The sequence below is a fragment of the Glaciimonas sp. GG7 genome (genome assembly GCF_052976905.1).
Genome location: NZ_JBRIIQ010000001.1, coordinates 137047 through 153574, shown reverse-complemented (window position 1 = coordinate 153574; position 16528 = coordinate 137047). Strand labels below are relative to the sequence as shown.

The 16528-nt window shown below is 47.9% G+C and carries 18 protein-coding genes; 9 read left to right on the top strand and 9 right to left on the bottom strand.

Annotated features, from left to right (window positions below; genetic code table 11):
- Positions 1 to 696 precede the first annotated feature (696 nt).
- Together ACVBEF_RS00670 and mdcH are read left to right on the top strand one after the other, a co-directional pair.
- Positions 697 to 1377 (top strand): malonate decarboxylase holo-ACP synthase, encoded by a 681-nt coding sequence (locus tag ACVBEF_RS00670; RefSeq protein WP_447122012.1) that lies wholly within the window; start codon positions 697 to 699, stop codon positions 1375 to 1377.
- Positions 1374 to 2303 (top strand): malonate decarboxylase subunit epsilon, encoded by a 930-nt coding sequence (mdcH, locus tag ACVBEF_RS00665; RefSeq protein ID WP_447122011.1) that lies wholly within the window; start codon positions 1374 to 1376, stop codon positions 2301 to 2303. Before ACVBEF_RS00670 ends, mdcH begins: the two co-directional genes overlap by 4 nt.
- 227 nt (positions 2304 to 2530) lie before the next feature.
- On the opposite strand, the gene ACVBEF_RS00660 is transcribed toward mdcH, so the two are convergent.
- The 3 genes from ACVBEF_RS00660 to ACVBEF_RS00650 all read right to left on the bottom strand — a co-directional run bounded on the left by ACVBEF_RS00660 (position 2531) and on the right by ACVBEF_RS00650 (position 6672).
- Positions 2531 to 4882 (bottom strand): bifunctional diguanylate cyclase/phosphodiesterase, encoded by a 2352-nt coding sequence (locus ACVBEF_RS00660; protein WP_447122010.1) that lies wholly within the window; start codon positions 4880 to 4882, stop codon positions 2531 to 2533.
- A 66-nt stretch (positions 4883 to 4948) separates the two neighbouring features.
- Positions 4949 to 5380 (bottom strand): phosphate ABC transporter substrate-binding protein, encoded by a 432-nt coding sequence (locus tag ACVBEF_RS00655; RefSeq protein ID WP_447122009.1) that lies wholly within the window; start codon positions 5378 to 5380, stop codon positions 4949 to 4951.
- 11 nt (positions 5381 to 5391) lie between these two features.
- Complete coding sequence (locus ACVBEF_RS00650) at positions 5392 to 6672, bottom strand: porin (protein WP_447122008.1); 1281 nt, start codon at positions 6670 to 6672, stop codon at positions 5392 to 5394.
- Between the two features lie 209 nt (positions 6673 to 6881).
- Here ACVBEF_RS00650 and ACVBEF_RS00645 point away from each other — a divergent pair, with 209 nt between their 5' ends.
- The 6 genes from ACVBEF_RS00645 (at position 6882) to ACVBEF_RS00620 (ending at position 11188) form a co-directional block, all read left to right on the top strand.
- Positions 6882 to 7124, top strand: a complete 243-nt coding sequence (locus ACVBEF_RS00645) for a hypothetical protein (protein ID WP_447122007.1) — start codon at positions 6882 to 6884, stop codon at positions 7122 to 7124.
- A gap of 473 nt (positions 7125 to 7597) precedes the next feature.
- Positions 7598 to 8212 carry a hypothetical protein gene (locus ACVBEF_RS00640; protein WP_447122006.1) on the top strand — a complete coding sequence of 205 codons (615 nt, stop codon included), beginning with the start codon at positions 7598 to 7600 and terminating at the stop codon, positions 8210 to 8212.
- Positions 8213 to 8246: 34 nt separating this feature from the next.
- On the top strand, positions 8247 to 8990 hold the full coding sequence (locus ACVBEF_RS00635) for an iron-containing redox enzyme family protein (RefSeq protein WP_447122005.1): 744 nt from the start codon (positions 8247 to 8249) through the stop codon (positions 8988 to 8990).
- 1 nt (position 8991) lies between these two features.
- Entirely contained in the window at positions 8992 to 10065 is a 1074-nt protein-coding gene (locus ACVBEF_RS00630) for a DUF3419 family protein (RefSeq protein WP_447122004.1), read from the top strand.
- Positions 10066 to 10086: 21 nt separating this feature from the next.
- Positions 10087 to 10479: an adenosylmethionine decarboxylase gene (gene speD / locus ACVBEF_RS00625; protein ID WP_447122003.1), complete on the top strand. Its 393-nt coding sequence runs from the start codon at positions 10087 to 10089 to the stop codon at positions 10477 to 10479.
- A gap of 7 nt (positions 10480 to 10486) precedes the next feature.
- Entirely contained in the window at positions 10487 to 11188 is a 702-nt protein-coding gene (locus ACVBEF_RS00620; RefSeq protein WP_447122002.1) for a pyridoxamine 5'-phosphate oxidase family protein, read from the top strand.
- Positions 11189 to 11322: 134 nt separating this feature from the next.
- Here ACVBEF_RS00620 and ACVBEF_RS00615 read toward each other — a convergent pair whose 3' ends face one another.
- Positions 11323 to 11445 carry a hypothetical protein gene (locus tag ACVBEF_RS00615; protein WP_447122001.1) on the bottom strand — a complete coding sequence of 41 codons (123 nt, stop codon included), beginning with the start codon at positions 11443 to 11445 and terminating at the stop codon, positions 11323 to 11325.
- On the opposite strand from ACVBEF_RS00615, the gene ACVBEF_RS00610 reads away from it, so the two are divergent.
- Complete coding sequence (locus tag ACVBEF_RS00610) at positions 11445 to 12452, top strand: serine hydrolase domain-containing protein (protein WP_447122000.1); 1008 nt, start codon at positions 11445 to 11447, stop codon at positions 12450 to 12452. The genes ACVBEF_RS00615 and ACVBEF_RS00610 overlap by 1 nt on opposite strands.
- 77 nt (positions 12453 to 12529) lie before the next feature.
- On the opposite strand, the gene cydX is transcribed toward ACVBEF_RS00610, so the two are convergent.
- The 5 genes from cydX to ACVBEF_RS00585 are packed head-to-tail and all read right to left on the bottom strand — an operon-like array spanning position 12530 to position 16420.
- On the bottom strand, positions 12530 to 12697 hold the full coding sequence (gene cydX / locus ACVBEF_RS00605; RefSeq protein WP_447121999.1) for a cytochrome bd-I oxidase subunit CydX: 168 nt from the start codon (positions 12695 to 12697) through the stop codon (positions 12530 to 12532).
- A 25-nt stretch (positions 12698 to 12722) separates the two neighbouring features.
- Positions 12723 to 13862, bottom strand: coding sequence for a cytochrome d ubiquinol oxidase subunit II (gene cydB / locus ACVBEF_RS00600; protein WP_447121998.1), 1140 nt, complete (start codon positions 13860 to 13862; stop codon positions 12723 to 12725).
- A 14-nt stretch (positions 13863 to 13876) separates the two neighbouring features.
- Positions 13877 to 15481: a cytochrome ubiquinol oxidase subunit I gene (locus tag ACVBEF_RS00595; protein ID WP_447121997.1), complete on the bottom strand. Its 1605-nt coding sequence runs from the start codon at positions 15479 to 15481 to the stop codon at positions 13877 to 13879.
- Complete coding sequence (gene cydP / locus ACVBEF_RS00590) at positions 15468 to 15761, bottom strand: cytochrome oxidase putative small subunit CydP (RefSeq protein ID WP_447121996.1); 294 nt, start codon at positions 15759 to 15761, stop codon at positions 15468 to 15470. The genes ACVBEF_RS00595 and cydP overlap by 14 nt, the downstream gene beginning before the upstream one ends.
- Before the next feature lie 2 nt (positions 15762 to 15763).
- Positions 15764 to 16420: a GbsR/MarR family transcriptional regulator gene (locus ACVBEF_RS00585; protein WP_447121995.1), complete on the bottom strand. Its 657-nt coding sequence runs from the start codon at positions 16418 to 16420 to the stop codon at positions 15764 to 15766.
- Positions 16421 to 16528 lie beyond the last annotated feature (108 nt).

The window sequence follows — 16528 nt, the reverse complement described above, 5'->3', positions numbered from 1 at the left end:
AAAATATATCGCTGTGGCGCACGCTTCATCTCCGGACGGGTCACGCAGCGCAAGTAAGCAGTCGCGCGAGTTTGAGATTAAGAGCAAAAGTTACGCAGAGCCAAAGGTCACTATCAGCGGCCCAACCTCCTTCAAGCAAGGAACCGGCAGTCTGACAGCAAAAGTAAACCAGACCAATGCTGATGGCAGTGCGCCCATTTACAAATGGATGGTGTTCAATAGCCGTTACAACGTAGCTTTAAGCGGCTCGCTAGAGCAATTGGATCTGTCAACCTTGCCAGTGGGAAAATATTCTATTGGGGTTAAAGCAACATTCTCAGACCGAAAATGGGCAATAACACCTTCACACATTGTCAATATTGTTCCTAAATAGTTGATATTGTGAAAGTGCTGAAGAAGTAAATTGCAGGCGGACGACCCCAGTTTATTGGAGGTTTTTCCATGCACCCGGAAAAGCGACGCTGATGCGTCGCTTTTCTTATTTTTATTGGCAAGCGCAGATTTCCATTCAACTGATTCCGGATCGCTACTGATGACGACTATTGCTGATTCGTGGCGTATCATATTTATCTCTTTGCTACTTTTTAGGTTGATCGAAGCAAATAAGTGCGTGGCCGACCGCCGGATCACTACCGATAAGTATCATCCACAACCGAAAATCGTCCACTAAACAAAAACCATCGACCCCATCTTGCGATGCCTAAAAATTTTCAACCCGACGATAATAAAACGATTCCATGTCCACACGATCTGCTATGGATAACGCGCCTCGATAAGCTCATCGCAGACCAGCCATTACCACCCTGGGTCAGCGCCGAATGGCTAACCAAAGCCCCGGTAGTAATCCGTCGCGAGAAAGTTGAAAATCCACATCACCTACCAGTAGGCCTACGCGGAAAAACCCGCAGCGACCGTTTTAAAGCCCTGCTACCAACGGACGCCATAACGCAATCAGTATCCCCGGAATCGCTGGTACAAACCCAGGCATGGAATATTCACCCCCAATGGTCGATATTCCCAGCAATAAAAGCGCTCTCCACCATAGCCGCCGACCTCTCAGCAACCGGCCTGTGCTGGGGCCCGACCGGCAGCACAGGTTTTGCGCTGGCAAGCGGCCTGCCGGTCATACGAGCAGAAAGTGATCTCGACCTGCTAGTGCGAGCGAGCATTCCCTTGTCAGCCGATCAATACGCCGCACTGAAAGCCATACGCGCATCATCGTTATGCCACATAGATATCCAAATCGATACCGGCTACGGCGGCTTCGCTTTTGCAGAGTGGGAAAGCGGTCGTAAGACAGTATTGCTAAAGACCGACACCGGCCCGATTCTGACCGCCGACCCATGGGCCGATATCCACAAAAGCAGCACACTATGAGTATCCTATTCACGTTCCCCGGCCAAGGCGCACAACGCCCCGGCATGCTGCACGCGCTACCGCAGACACCGGAAGTATCACGCACAATCGATGAGGCCAGCAGCATCATTGGTACCGACGTATTGCTGCTCGATACCGCCGCAGCACTGACATCCACCTATGCCGTGCAACTTTGTCTGCTCATCGCAGGCGTTGCCATGGCACGTGTTTTTGCCGCCAATAGCGCATCTCCCGACATGGTCGCCGGTCTGTCGATAGGCGCTTATCCAGCCGCGGTCATTGCCGGAGCATTGGACTACGGCGATGCGCTACGTCTGGTGCAGCGGCGCGGACAATTGATGGAGAGCGCCTATCCACATGGTTACGGCATGGCCGCCATCAGCGGCCTGGACCGTTATCAATTGGCCCTACTAATCGAACAACACCATACAACGGCGACCCCGGTATATATCGCCAATCTGAATGGGCCAAAGCAAATTGCGATCTCCGGATCAGAGGCCGCACTGCAGGCAGTCATGTCGTTGGCGCTGGCATCGGGCGCCACCAAAGCGACCCGGTTATCGGTCAATGTACCTTCACATTGCGCGCTATTTGACGCAGCAGCGCAGACTATGCAAGAAGACTTTTCACACATCAAACTCAACCGGCCTCGCGCCACATATCTCAGCGCCAGCGCCGCCCGCGCATTGTTCGATCCCGCACTGATCGCCTTCGATCTGGCGACCAATATGGCGCACCAGGTGCATTGGTCCGAGACAGTCAGATTAGCCTGGGAGCGCGGTGCACGGCTCGCCATCGAAATGCCGAGTGGCACGGTATTGACTAATCTCACCGCGCCGATATTTGCAGATGGATTGGCGATTGCTTGCGAGGGGAGTCGGATGGATACGCTGCTGGCGTTGATAGCACGCGAGCGCTTGCAATGATGGAAATAAAATTTATCTGAAAAGCAGAACACGAGGGCGTGTTGACATTTAAATTCCAAAAAACCGTTCGTACTGAGTAGCCCGACAGGGCGTATCGAAGTAGTTGCATGCCTCGGTACATCTTCGATACGGCACTTTGTGCCTACTCAGTCCGAACGGGCTTAGGGTGCTTCACAAACTGTATATGTCGATACGCCCTGGCAGCCTGTTGGACTTAGGGGATTCTGCTAATCGCTGATATCTGCACTGATCATCTGGTCCTGTGCACTGTCCTCAAGCAATGCAGCTGCAAACTGCGCTGCCGAGAGCGGCTTGTTGAAATAAAATCCCTGAATTTCGTCGCACACATAATCGTCTAAGAAATCGGCTTGCTCTTTGGTTTCCACCCCTTGCGCGACGACCGTCAGGCTCAGCGTTCGACCCATCGCCATAATCGCTTCAGTCAGGGCTTTGTCTTCCGAGACGCTGCTTGCATCGCGGATAAACGAACGATGAATCTTGACGGTATCGAGCGGGAATTGTTTGAGTGTGGTGAGGGAAGAGTAGCCGACACCGAAATCATCGACCGCGATCCGTACATTCATCGCCTTTAACTTAATCAATACCCGTAGCGCTCTGTCGGCATTGCGCAGCAACACACCCTCATTGATTTCTAATTCAAGCAGACTTGGCTGCATACCAGTGACATGCAGTATCGCGGCAATATCGGCCAGCAGATGGTCATCGAAAAATTGGCGTTCGGTCAGATTGATGGCGATGCTCAAATCCGGTAATCCTTGTTTTCGCCATGCCACACTTTGCTCACAAGCGGTCTTTAACACCCACTTGCCGATTGGTACAATAAGACCGGTTTCCTCAGCGATAGGGACAAATTGCATTGGTAGCAGCATCCCAAGCTCAGGATGCTGCCAGCGCAGCAAGACCTCCACGCCAGTGATAAGGCCGCTACGCAGCTCCTTTTTTGCTTGGTAATGCAGGAGATACTCGTTGTGCTCCAGCGCATGGCGCAGACCCAACTCCAGGGTAAGTCGCTCAAGCGACGTCACGTTGAGTTTCTCGGAGTAGAACTGAAAATTGTTTTTGCTTTGTTCCTTGGCATGATACATAGCGATATCGGCGTTTTTCATCAGCGTCTGCTCATCCATACCGTCTTCTGGATAGATACAAATACCAATGCTTGCCGTGATACGAAATTCCTGACCAGACAAGACAAACTGTTTAGCAATCGCCACTAGTATTTTCTGGGCCACCGTGGCCGCGTACATTTCTTCACTGAGGTCAGGCAGCAATACCACGAATTCATCACCTCCGAGACGCGCGACGGTATCGCTGTCGCGCAGACATGAGCGCAGTCTGCGCGCAACCTCTTGCAACAGTTGGTCGCCCGCCTCGTGTCCGAGCGTATCGTTAATCTGCTTAAAGTGATCGAGATCGAGAAACAGTACTGCAAGCTGTCGATCGTAGCGGGTCGCCTCGCTGACCGCCTGATTGAGAAGTTTGCTAAACAGACTGCGATTGGGCAAGGTGGTCAGGCCATCGTGATAAGCGAGATATTCCACTCTTTGCGCGTGGGCTAATTGCGTCTCATGCGCGCGTCGTCGACTGTCGCTGAGCTGGCGACTCAAGCGCGCCAACGCCGCCACCACCAAAATGAGTAAGATGCTGCTGAAACCTGCCCAATTCAGGTGTTCCTGCATGCGCTGCCTGACCGCCGCTAATTGATCGATTTCAGACAGGCCGACGATGACCGTCAAAGGAAAATCATACAACGCACGTGCACTCGTATAGCGGCGTACGCCATCCCAGGGATTGGTCAAAACCACGGCGTCACCATCGACTGCGACACTTGCCAATACCGACGCATAATCGACTACATCGCTGGCGAATATCGCTTCGCCACTGCGTCTGGCCCGGAATACGCCATCGGTCCCCAAGATACCCAACACACCGTGTTCCCCCAATGTCGCGCTGTCATAACCGCTGACAAAATAGGCGGCATCGACCATCACGACCGCTACCCCTGCAAAAGACCCATCGGGTGCATTCAGGCGGCGGGTAAAGTAGAGCGACCACTCCTCGCTGCCTGGATTTTTTCGTGGTTGGCCGACCGAGAACATATCGTCCCCACGCTCCATCTGGAAGTAATCCTGATTCGCCACGTTGATCTTGTTGTCGGTGTTGTACGCACGCGTGCTTGCAATAACATCGCCATGACGGTCCGCAATACTGACGACAAACAATAGATCGGGCGGCAATAACGCCCGCGTCTTAAGCTCTTGCAAGGTGTCGGGCCGCCCCCCCAGCTCGTACGCATATTTGACAGACTTCAGAGTCAGATCGATTTCACGCAGTGCGCGTACAACTTGCGCCTCGTAAGTCTCGCTCAATGCGCGACTCGACACCGCTGCGGCACGCTGCGCGCCTGTGCGTTCGATGGTGTTGAGGTGAAGAGTAGTGCCCCAGATTGCGACCAATGCCGCAATGGCAAATACAGGGAACAGCAGGCTGGTCTCGGTAGTTCGACTAAACCAGCGCTTAACTCTACTGTTGGAAAACTCCTTACTAGCGTTCAAATGCATTACTTTTTTCTCTCACGATCGCGTCAGTACAAATGAACTTAACTTTGGCAGCCGAACTTGCGGGAGTTACGGCGCGAGCATTACTTTGACACTGCTATCAACCATGCTCTTTTCGATATAGCCGATGGCATTCGGGTTTGCTACGACATGCTTCTTGACTTCGCTGCTGTTGGCGAAATCTTTCGGGGGTTGACCACGTCCGGTAAAAATCAGCTTAGACCAATAGGCTTTCAGTTGCGGGGCGGTTTTGCCGGTAAGTTTTGCATAGAACTCTTCGCGCGCAATCGATCCTTCGACCTGATCGAACGGTATGGCCTGTTCACCGTTCGGGAAGTGATTGGTTTTGCCCAGAAAAATATCTGCTATTTGATTTTGGCTCAGCGTGTTTACGGCACTCCGAGCCGCGACTATCGCAACGATATCGGCTGTGGCGGCATCGGCATTCAGACCGAACATCAGACTGATAAGTATCAATCCGATGCCGTGCATAAAGATCATAGTCGGCTTCATCAGAATACGAAATCAATAGTGGCGCTCAACAAATTGACCTTGCCGCCGCGTTGAAACCCCGGCTGAATGTCGGTCAACACGCCCTTTGAGCCGTTGCTGATACGGATGTGGTCGAATTGTAGTTTGAGGTCGGTATCTTTCATGAAATCCCAGCGCCCGCCGATGGAAATAGTGTTTTGCACAGATTTCATACTCAAAATGGCATTCAGGACGGCATTGAGGCTACTCGCAGGTGCCGCCAGAAAAGCAGGTAAAGCGGCCACCGACAATCCTGGATCCGAGAGGTTGTCCGACTTTACTTTGGAATAGGTCAGATAAGGTGTAAACGTCCCGATCCGATAGCCGCTGCTGACATACCAGGCAGTATTTTTGCCGATGATGGAGTGGCCGGAGAAGTTGCCCCATTCACTCATTACAAACCAATTGCCCGGATCGTAGCTTGCGCCAATCTCGAGCAGTGAAAAGGGTTTGTCGTCCACATCGTATGTGTTCGCCAGCGCAATGCCTTGCGCGCCGAACTGCCGGAATGCAGCGAACAGAGGATCGACCGCCGCCACAGTGAGCTTGGTTTTCTGGTAGGCGATGCGCACGGTCAATGCACCGATGTCTGTAGTGTTTGAGATACCCCATAGATGTCTGGCTCGGGAGACGCCGCCGTTATTGGGGAGGTCGGTGTTGTTTTTACCAAGATTAGCTTGCAGCGTGTTAGTCGCATCCCCGACATGCAGGCGGTAGCTGATATCGATACCATCACCGGTAGTGGCCGGACTGAGGTGATACAGATCGACCGGTGGGCGTACCCACGGGTAGGTATAACCCAGCGTGCGGGTGTCGGAAAGCAGAAAAGTTGGCAACACAGTACGGCCGATGCGCACGCTGAAATCTGGCGTGAACTGATATTTGATATTTGCCCATTCGATATGGGGCCGGTAGGTGTTGTCGTAATTCTGTTGCGCAATGACTTGCAAAACCGCCGACCATTGTGGCGTGAAGTCGGTACTGACCTGACCACCTATCAGGCTGTCGACGTCGGTACTCCAGTGATGGCTATAACCCGCGCCACCGGGTTTTAGGCTACTAGAAGTGAAGTCTGCATTACGTTCGCTGGAATGGGCCGCGCCTAGTGTGCCGAAACCGTTAAACGAAAAAATCGGCGTACCGCTATCCTCAGCCCGTACGTTGATAGGATGAAGCAGGGTCGTCAGCATTGCTAACATGACCGGCGCGGTCACTTTATACGACAGCCGTGCAATACATTCGCGAGCTGCTCTTACCGACATAGTTAGCGTCCTTGCGCTGGATTGACTCTTGGGAAAATTAGGATCGAATAACGCCTAAGAAGTCAGCCCTATAGAATACGAATTGTTGCTATTTTTATACCGCTGATCATGCTGTAGCAAGCTAAGCACATCAAGCAGAATGTTTTCCAGCGGATACTATTATTGCTGTCAATTATAATGATTAATCGTAATAAAGCCTGTTAAATACTATGAATATTTTGCATTACTTTGGCGACGATGCCCTCTTTTTGAGCGACACGGTCGATACCACAGCCGCCGCAATGGTTTTAGCTGTATCTCACAGTGGCGTTGTTAATTTGAAAGGTGCTCTTCTTTTTTTAACCGTCGCGTATCTCAACCAAACCGAACGCATTCCACCAGCGCAGCGCATTGTGTGTGTCCTGCATCAGGGTGTTTTGACATTAAAGTCCATAAACAACCATTCGTACTGAGTAGCCCTTCAGGTCGTATCAAAGTAGTTGCATGCGGTGGCGACTCTTCGATACGGCACTTCGTGCCTACTCAGTCCGAACTGCTTTATGGTTTTTATAAATGTTGAATGTTAACAGGTCTTAGTCGAAACAATTATGCAGTCTTACTTACTTCCCAATAAAAATGCCAACCTCGGTTGGCATTTTTATTGATGATTGCAGATGACTATATTGATTTCGGAGCAGATTATTTCTGTCAAGTTCCTCTTTGACATATGCAACCATCAAGAATTTTTTAAGAAAGACTGCTATTGGTGGGGTATTACTCAATTTACCCAGATAAATCACCATAATTTGTAGATAACTCCCAAGTAAATACGCCCGGTTATCACTTACTCTCCATAAAAATATTTTATCTTAAATCCAGAAAAATTATTAATATTTTCGTATTAATTGTCATGAATTTCCCGACCGTAAATAGACGATAAAAAATAATGAACTGTAAAATACAAAAAATATTTTCTGATCATGTTGCCTCCATTCTTCTTGATCACGATGATCTCGTTGTGAAATTTTCAGACTACAAGAGTGCACCGATGGGGAAAATAATTGCATTTAGAAACAGGGAGTATTTTGGGCGAAAACTTGATTATTTATGCGGAGACGTGAGCGAAGAAAATGAGCGTAATCATCGGTGCGATGAGAGAAGTCAACATTTTTGGGTTGAATGTGATTCAAAAATTGTTGGCACTTTGCGTGCCACACCTTACCCATTTGAATTATTGGTAGTTGGAGGCTATTTTAAAGAAAAAGGAGAGAGTTATAAAAACCATATTGAATTTGGGCGTTTAGTTATCGATTCGGATAACGGTTCAAAAGCAATTGCAAAAATGTTGATAGCGTCTGCCTTTTTGTATAGTTTGCAAAATGGTTATAGCGGAATTGTCGCCATTTGTCGTACACCACAGAAGCGTTTGTTCGGACGATTCGGCCTGTATTCAATAAATAAAACTGCATTGATTTTATCGGATAGAAAAAGCGGTTCTTATTGGATGCTTGAAGGAAGTTGTCAAAGTATTTTGTGCTCGGTAATAGAGCGAATAGGATAACAAAATGAATGTACATTTTTAAATGGAATACACGATGAATACCAATGATAATAAAATCGACTTTGATTTTTTTTTTAAAGAACTAGACGTTAAAGTAGATCAAGTATGGAAAGAAATATTTTCTACCTCTGGATTTATTAATGCCATTGAGTCAGGTCAAATGACGAAAGAATTGTATGCGATTTATATGGTCGAAACCTTTCATTACACTAGCCATAATGCGCGCAACCAGGCATTGGTTGGGACCCGTGAAAATTGTAATTCAGTTTATAGCAGGTTTTGTTATGAGCATGCGGCGGAAGAGGTCGGTCACGAGAAAATGGCATTGCACGATGTGCTCAGTATTGGTCTGAAGGATATTGAGTTTACTATTCCGCGACCATTGCCAGAAACGGAAACACTGATCGCCTATCTTTATTGGATTTCTCTTACGGGTAATCCATTGCAACGTCTTGGCTATAGTTATTGGGCAGAAAATTGTTACGCCTACATTAATCCGATGATAGCCAAGGTACGCAACACATTAATGTTAGAAGCATCGCAGCTGACTTTTTTTATTGCACATTCGGACATTGACGCTGATCATTTTAACGATGTAAAAAATATCATTAGGAGGACATGTAAAACTCGACAGGATATCGATAGTGTGGTGTATGCAATGGATGCAACCCTCCGTCTGACAGGAAAAGTATTGGAGGCGGTGTATTTAGAATACGAAAAATTCAAATCCGGGGCATCGTTGCGTTACGCATTTCTGGCCCAGATCGACGACGCTTAACATGGCGAACTATTTTAGTCATCTCAACTATACGATGGGAGATGAGGATGCCAGTCCTGAAATGCATCTGCTATCTAATGGGACAAAGCATGTGATGGCTGTCGCAGATTGCGGTAGTCGGATCATTCCTCTACTGGCGAAGGCACCGAAGGAAATAACTTGCGTTGATATCAATCGCCAACAATTGGCGGTCTGTCAATTGCGTTTGGCTTTACTTAAGCAATGTGAGTTGCATACATTTAAAGCCTTTCTGGGTTATGAAGAAGGTATGGCTGCGTTAGAACGAAAACAAATTTTTCTTGATTTGGAAATAGATGTTGAATGTAAACAGGTATTACAGGAGATGTTTGAGCATATCGATTGGGACGTCATGCTCTATTTCGGAAAATTTGAAAAAATGTTAAGAACCTTGTCCAAGGTAAACCGCTTTCTTATTGGTCGGACCGGCATTTCTATTTTTGATAGTGCAGATCTTGATGCTCAGGTTGCATTTTATAAAAGAGGCTTCCCCAGACTACGATGGGGATTCGTATTAATCTTACTTGGAAATGCCACTGTTTTGAATTCGCTATTGTATAAAGGTGATTTTCCAAAGAAAAATATTAGTGGAAGCTATTTTTCTATTTACAAAAATATTTTTAAACAACTCTTTACCGAGCAGTTAGCAAAGAAGAGTTTTTTCTTACAAATGATATTTTTCGGCAAGCTCGTATATTCCGATGGTTATCTTATCGAGTGTGATCCTGAGGTGTATCTGCTGGCGCAACAAGCAATCAGAAATTGTAAAGTCTCATTCGTTGAAGGGGATATTTTCGAAACAGTTCGGACTTCTAAAAATATTGATTTTTTGTCCCTCTCTGACGTACCTTCTTTTCTTTCGTCTGAAAAAGAGGCTGACTATCTGGAAAAAATGAAACCTGGTCTTGCCAAGGGTGCAATCGTTATTGTTCGCGCACATCTACGTGTGATTCGACCAAAAATAAATGGCTATACCGATATTAGTTTGCAATATTTGCATCTAAAAAATATCGAAGCGACGCGGTTATGGTCATTTCATGTATATCAATTTCAATAACCTTTTAAAGAGATAGAAAATATGGATGATACCGGTTATCACTACATATTTGATTTCAAATTAAAATCAAATAAAATTTTGACTTCACCAAAAAATTTAGATGAAATTTTTAGTGATGTTTTACGTGAGTTCACTATCCTTAAATATGATTTTTTTAAATTTAATGAAGGTGGTGAAGGAGTTACAGGTTTTTATTTATTATCGGAGTCACATTGCTCTTATCACACCTATCCCGAAAGTAATTATATTGCCGTGGATATTTTTACTTGCGGGCGTGATCCCGGTAATGTCGCCGCTGAATTAAAGGATAAATTAGGTGCAGTTTCTTATTTTTCCCATTTTATAAAACGCGGATCATCTTCAATTGCTTGTACAAGACTTGAACCAAGTGAAAAAGAATCGGCATTCACCTAGGCAGAAAATGAAAAATAAAGAAGAAAGCTCCCACATCGATCCTGCATTTCGTGTCAAACGCATCCCTGAACGGGCGAACTATGTCAAAGAGGATATTTACGCTATTATTGATAGTTCTTACCTTTGTCACATTGCTTTTATCTACGATAGCCGGCCAACCAGTATTCCACTGGCATGCTGGCGTGAGGGTGACTATCTGTATTTTCACTCGGCCAATAAAGGACGGCTTAGTAAGCATTTGATCGGGCAGGATATCTGTATCTCGGTGGCGCAATTCGACGGACTTGTTTTGGGGCATAGTGCCTTCAATCATTCTTATAATTATCGGTCAGTAGTGGTGCACGCAATAGTTGAGGATGTCGTGGGGTTTGAGGATAAAGTCGCGTCAATGAAGGCATTTATGGCGCATATGTTGCCGGGGCGTTGGGAAGATATTCGTCCGGTTCAGCCGAAAGAGATTCAGGCCATTACGGTGATGCGAGTCAGTCTGGCGCAAGCGGTTGGCAAAATACGCGATGAATTTCCGGATGAAGAAACCGATACGCCAGACTGGCCAACATGGATCGGTGTGATTCCGGCAAAAATGCAATTTAGTGCTCCCGACCCTGATCCGGCGCGAAATACCGTCGCCGCGCCGCCTTCCTATATTAGTCATTACCAAGGTATCGATGTCTATCGTAGCCAGTATCGGATCAAACCCACTAAGTGAACGTTTTGAATACCCTCTGTTGTGCCACTTATATTTAGTGAGATAAATGGCGCAGTGACAGATACCTGGAGCGCGATTTATGCAAAATATAGGGAATAGATTTTTTCGTTATCTACTGATCCCCGTACTACTCATTACAGTGCTTTCATTTTTCCTGTGTCATCTTGCGAGACTACCGCCGCCGCATCATTTACTTGCTCTGGCGCTTGGAGTTTCCCCGCCTTCGCATTCATACCGTTATTTTGATGAGACGCCATTGCCGCGCTCCAATGCGCCGCTGCATTTTGAGGTGCATCCAACGGCCATTACCAGTGCGGTGCGGTGGAATGATGGCGTAGTTATTTCATTCGATGAATTCCAGCAGGAAACCCACACCAATGCTTTGCTCATTCTTCATCAGGGAAAATTAGTCTACGAGAATTACTCCAACGGAGCGGCACGCGATACTGTTTTTCCCTCATATTCATTAGCAAAATCGGTGGTCTCGGCATTAGTTGGTGTTGCCCTCAATGAGGGCGCGATAAAATCGCTCGATGATCCTGTTTCGCACTATATTCCGGCATTGGCGTCAGTGAGTTCGTATTCCAGTATCACTGTTGATCAGCTATTAAACATGCGCTCAGGTATCGATGTCAGTGAACGCTACGATAGTCCATTCTCTAAAATCGCCTATCTGTACGTGACCACCGATTTACATTGGTTTATGTCATATCTTGGGCGCATACCAATCATTGCTGGCAACCACTATACGTATCGGAGTGTTGACTCTCAACTGTTGTCACAGGTGTTGGTTAGCGCAACAGGTAGCACGCTATCGGCGTATTTGGACGCCAAAATATGGCAGCCAATGGGTGCTGAATATGCCGCAACATGGAGTATCGATGGGGCAGAAAATAATGTTGAAAAAGGATTTTGCTGTCTCAATGCCACGGCGATTGATTTTCTCAAGTTTGGTGCGCTATATTTGAATCACGGCAGCTTGAATGGCAAGATGATGTTGCCATTCGCCTGGACGGATCGCCAGCAAAGGGTTACCGGCATTGATCATGATTTTGATTATAGTAACGGTTGGTGGCTACCTAAAGTCAGGTCACCTCATGATGATTACATGGCCATAGGGATACATGGTCAGTTCATTTATATCAATCCAACGACTCAAACCGTCATTGTAAAATTAAGTGATCATGGAGCTGTGCAAGATGAGGTTGCCACGATTGCGGCATTTCGAACCGTTGCTTCAGAGTTGTCAAAAAAAGATATGTAAAAAATGTTGAATGATGTATTTTCAAATAAAAACGCCAACCTGCATCGGTTGGCGTTTTTATTGATGAAAGTCGGTCGCTACTTGGGCAACCGTTTTTGTTCCTCTTCAGCAGCAGCCTCAAACCGTTTGCGTGTTGTTTCTTCGTCGCGGCTACCAAAGGCGTAGTTGGCTTCGAGCCACATCACGTTGATGATGCCGCAAGCGAGCGCTAATCCGACTCCTAAAATCCATGCGAAATACCACATATTTTTTCCTTTTTAAAACACGTTTTTAATATGCCGTGTGCTCGTTGTCGTGAATATCCTTCTCCGTCACTTTGCCGCGCATGATCTTATAGACCCAGCTGGTGTAGAGCATGATGATCGGTAGCATGATCACGACGATCCAGAACATCAGGTTAAGTGTCTTTTCGCTGGAGACAGCATCCCAGATCGTCAGACTACTGCGCAAGTCCAGTGAGGACGGCATGATGAACGGGAACATTGCTGTGCCAGCGGTGAGGATAATCCCCGCCACTGAAAAGCCGCTACACAGGAATGCTGGCAATGCCTTGCGTGCCAGACTGCATATGATGCACAGCAATGCTGCGAGTACCGCGACTATCGGAAAGGCCCAGGTCATCGGCCACCGTGCATAGTTGTCCATCCATGCGCCGCTGGCGGTGACGACGGTTTTAGCTAGTGGCATGAAGGCACTGTTGGCGTCTGGCATGGCGGTGATGCGGTAGCCATCAATACCAAAGGCAATCCAGAAGCCGCCGATGATAAATAACGTCATCGTGATCACGGATGCGACGACGGCAATTTTGCGTGCACGCAAGGCGATGACGTTGTCAGTTTTAACCTGTAGATAACTGGTGCCATGCATGACCATCATGGCGATGCTGAGCAAGCCACAGAGCAGGCCGAATGGGTTTAGCAGTCCAAAGAAACCGCCGAGATATTCGACTCGCATGGTGTCATCGAAATGAAATGGCACGCCTAATAACAGATTGCCGAAAGCGATGCCGAAAATCAGTGCCGGGACCAGGCCGCCGATGAATAGACCCCAATCCCAAAAGCTGCGCCAACGGGTGTCCGCAATTTTGCTGCGATAGTCGAAACCGACCGGGCGCAAAAAGAGTGAAAACAGTAGCAGCATCAAGGCCACATAAAAGCCGGAAAATGCCGTCCCATACACCAGCGGCCAGACTGCGAATAGCGCACCGCCTGCGGTGATGAACCAGGTTTGATTGCCTTCCCAGGTGCTGCCAATGGAATTGATGACGACGCGGCGTTCGGTGTCGGTTTTGCCGATAAATGGCAAGGTAATGGCGACACCGAAATCAAAGCCGCCGGTCAGGGCGAAGCCGATCAGCAGTACGCCGACAAAGCCCCACCAGATTATTTTTAAGGTTTCATAGTCAAACATGATGGCGTCTTTCCTCAGACTACAGGGTTAGTTTCACGCTGTGCAATGGGAGGCGGCACGGGCTTGTCCAATTGCTCAAAATGGTATTTCCCGGTATGCAAACTACTAGGGCCGAGTCGGGCGTATTTAAACATCAGGAACATTTCAATTACAAACAGGAAGCTATAGAACAGCAGCAATCCGATCAGGCTGAAATATAAGTTCGACGGTTGCAGGGTTGATGCCGACAAATGTGTAGGCAAAATACCGGCAATGGTCCACGGCTGGCGGCCATATTCAGCCAGCAGCCAGCCGAGTTCGATAGCGACCCACGGCAACGGAATGCTGTAGAGCGCCAGACGCAATAGCCAGCGTTGTTCGGCCAGTTTTTTGCGTACCAGAAAGTAGAACGACATCGAGAAAATAAACAGAAACAGCATGCCTAGCCCGACCATTAACCGGAACGACCAGAACATCGGCGCGATTTTCGGGAAGGTGTCGTTGACCGCCATCTGAATTTGCGCCTCCGTTGCATCGACTACTGCCGGGGTGTATTTTTTCAGCAAAAGACCGTAGCCGAGATCGTCCTTGAGCGCGTCGAAAGCAGCAATCGCCTCTGCCGATTTGTCACCGGATTTGAGGCGTTCAAGCGTGGCATAAGCCAGCATGCCGTTACGAATACGTACGTCATGATCTCTTTTGAGTTCACTGATGCCGGTAATTTGTTTGTCGAGCGAACGCGTCCCGATAATCCCGAGTACGTACGGAATCTTGATGGCGTAATCGGTGCGCTGTTCTTTCTCATTGGGCCAGCCAAAGACCGTGATTCCGGCAGGGGCTGGTTCGGTATGCCATTCCGCTTCCATCGCTGCCATTTTGACCTTGTTGACTTCACCGGCGGTGTAGCCTGATTCGTCTCCAAGGACAATCACCGACAGCGTGGACGCCAGTCCAAAGCCGGCAGCGATGGCAAATGAGCGTAAGGCAAAGGCGGTGTCGCGGCCCTTGAGCAAGTAGTAGGAAGAGATCCCGAGTACAAACATCGACGCGGCAACATACCCGGCGGAGAGCGTGTGAACAAACTTCACTTGCGCTACCGGATTGAAAATGATGTCGGTCATGCTGGTCAGTTCCATGCGCATGGTGGCGTAATTGAATTCGGCTCCGACCGGATTATTCATCCAACCGTTGGCGATCAAAATCCACAGCGCCGACAAGCTTGACCCCAGAGCCACTAGAAAGGTGATAAATAAATGCTGGGTTTTTGAGAGCCGATCCCAGCCGAAGAAAAACAGTCCCACGAACGTTGATTCGAGGAAGAATGCTGTCATTCCTTCGAGCGCCAATGGCGTGCCGAACACGTCGCCGACATAGTGTGAGTAATAAGACCAGTTAGTCCCAAACTGAAATTCCAGCGTGATCCCGGTGCAGATGCCCATCGCAAAATTAATTGCGAATAGCTTGCCCCAGAACCGGGTCATATCTTTGTAGATCTGGCTGCCGGTCATGACGTAGACCGACTCCATAATGAATAGAATCCAGGCAAGACCTAGCGTGAGTGGAACAAACAAAAAATGGAACATCGCGGTGGCAGCAAACTGCAACCGCGATAAATTGACTACTTCATCAATTGGAATCATGAGGCGCCTCGGATGGTAAGGAGGGTGAAAGTATATTGGATGGCGTGGTTGCGGGAATGGAGGGTTTGCTCAAGGGTTTGCTAAAGGGTTTGTTAAGTAAGTGCTGCTCAACCAGATCAGTCGGCATGCGCATTTTTTTTGTTTGCGGCGTTGAAAAAAAGAGCTTCCATAGAACGAAGAGGAGCGCTAGTTTGATGATCAGAATGAGCGTAATTTCTAGCCACAGAGGCAAGCGTGGCCAGCGCTTTCGATAATGTTTTCGTATATTGAATAAGGCCATCTTTATTCTTTCGATTCCACGTCAGAATGGGCCGATCCTGTATCTGCATTTTTTTCGTGCTTGGTTCTTTTGCTCACTGGCGACAAGCGAAATTTATCCCGTACGTCCAGCAGCGTGCCGATTTTTGATCCCATCTTCATCAAAGAGGCCAGCGTCTCCGGTGAAAGTCGCTGCACATCGTCGAACCATGCACTGGATAGCTCAATGAGATCGTACATTTCGCGCATCCGTTGTTGTGCCTGTTTGTCGGATGTTGATGAGGGATTTTCAAGTAAGGCATCGCGCAACATGGAGAGTGTCGGTTCGATTTCACGACGGCGACGTTCTTCGAGCAAGGCTTTAAAAATATCCCAGATATCTTTAGGCGGTTCGAAGTATTCCCGACGATCGCCCGGCCGATGCAATAGTTTTACCAAGCGCCAGGATTGCAATTCTTTGAGCCCCATGCTGACGTTGGAACGGGAAAACGCCAGATAGTCAGCAATCTGATCAGCATTGAGGGGTGTCCCAAGGACATACAGCAATGCATAAATCTGGCCCACAGTGCGATTAATACCCCAACGGCTTCCCATTTCACCGAAATGTGAAATGAAACGTGAGGTTAATGGCGTGAGGGGAGGGAGGGGGCTGGATTCTTGGTCTGGAGAGTTGGATGGCATGGATTGTTTATTTTGAATTTTCAGTAATTACTGAAATATATGATATTTCAAAGACATTTGCAATCACTAATAGTGCCCATGGGCAATTCTTTAAAGTTTGTCGTGAGC